This is a genomic window from Bacteroides rodentium JCM 16496, from assembly GCF_000614125.1.
Lineage (GTDB): Bacteria > Bacteroidota > Bacteroidia > Bacteroidales > Bacteroidaceae > Bacteroides > Bacteroides rodentium.
In genome coordinates, this window is record NZ_BAKJ01000141.1 from 1 (window position 1) to 1,037 (window position 1,037).

Here is a 1,037-nt window from a genome sequence, read left to right on the forward strand (position 1 = left end):
TAACGTGAGTTCGAAATAATAATAAATATATTTTGCTGATAATTAGAAACATAGCGATAAAAGTATTAAATTTATAGTGCTGAATTATAAGATTTAAACGATTACCACTATGTTTCCAGAGTCTAAAGTTACAGAGATTTATTGTATGGCTGATGATTTTTGCAAGGAATTTGCATTACAACAGGAAAAATATATGATTGAAGATAAGAAGACCAGACATCGCAACAAACCCAACCGTATGAGTGATGCTGAGATTATGGTTATTCTAATCCTGTTTCACTCCGGTGGTTTCCGTTGTTTCAAGCATTACTACAAGGAATATGTTTGTAAGCATCTGAAACACCTTTTTCCGCGTCAAGTTTCCTATAACCGTTTTGTGGAACTGGAGAAGGAAGTATTGCTTCCCATGACCATCTTCATCAAAAAAGTACTACTGGGGACTTGTACCGGCATCAGTTTTGTCGACTCCACTCCTTTACGTGTTTGCCGTAACCAAAGAATTCTTATTCATAAGACATTTGAGGGACTTGCCGGGCGTGGAAAATGTTCAATGGGATGGTTTTTCGGATTCAAGCTGCATCTGATAATCAATGATAAAGGTGAGATCCTCAATTTTATGTTCACGCCTGGAAACGTGGACGACCGGGAACCGTTGAAGCAAGGTAAGTTTTTAGAGAACATTAAAGGAAAACTATGTGCAGACAAAGGATATATTGGTCAGGCTCTGTTTGAGAACCTTTTTCTTAATGGTATACAGCTTGTCACTAAAGTTAAAAACAATATGAAGAATTCACTGATGAGTATTGCCGACAAGATTCTGCTCAGAAAAAGAGCATTGATTGAAACGGTCAATGACGAGCTGAAAAACATAGCACAGATAGAACACTCCAGACATCGGTCATTCAATAACTTTATAGCCAACTCTTTGTCGGCTATTGCAGCATACTGCTTTTTTGAGAAGAAGCCCGCCATTGACGTAAACTTTGTCAATGACGGACAACTGTCTATTTTCTAATTTTATTTCGAACTCACGTTAA

Annotated in this window: 1 protein-coding gene; it reads left to right on the forward strand. The window is 37.3% G+C overall.

The genetic code is table 11. The features are described 5' to 3' along the window. Nucleotides 1-109 precede the first annotated feature (109 nt). A complete protein-coding gene (locus JCM16496_RS21135; protein ID WP_025836440.1) occupies nucleotides 110-1,015 on the forward strand; it encodes an IS982 family transposase in 906 nt (301 codons plus the stop codon). Nucleotides 1,016-1,037: the final 22 nt, after the last annotated feature.

What these genes read in the sequence shown, in the direction of transcription:
- JCM16496_RS21135 (WP_025836440.1), top strand. Translation starts at nt 110, where the DNA reads ATGTTTCCAGAGTCTAAAGTTACAGAGATTTATTGTATGGCTGATGAT.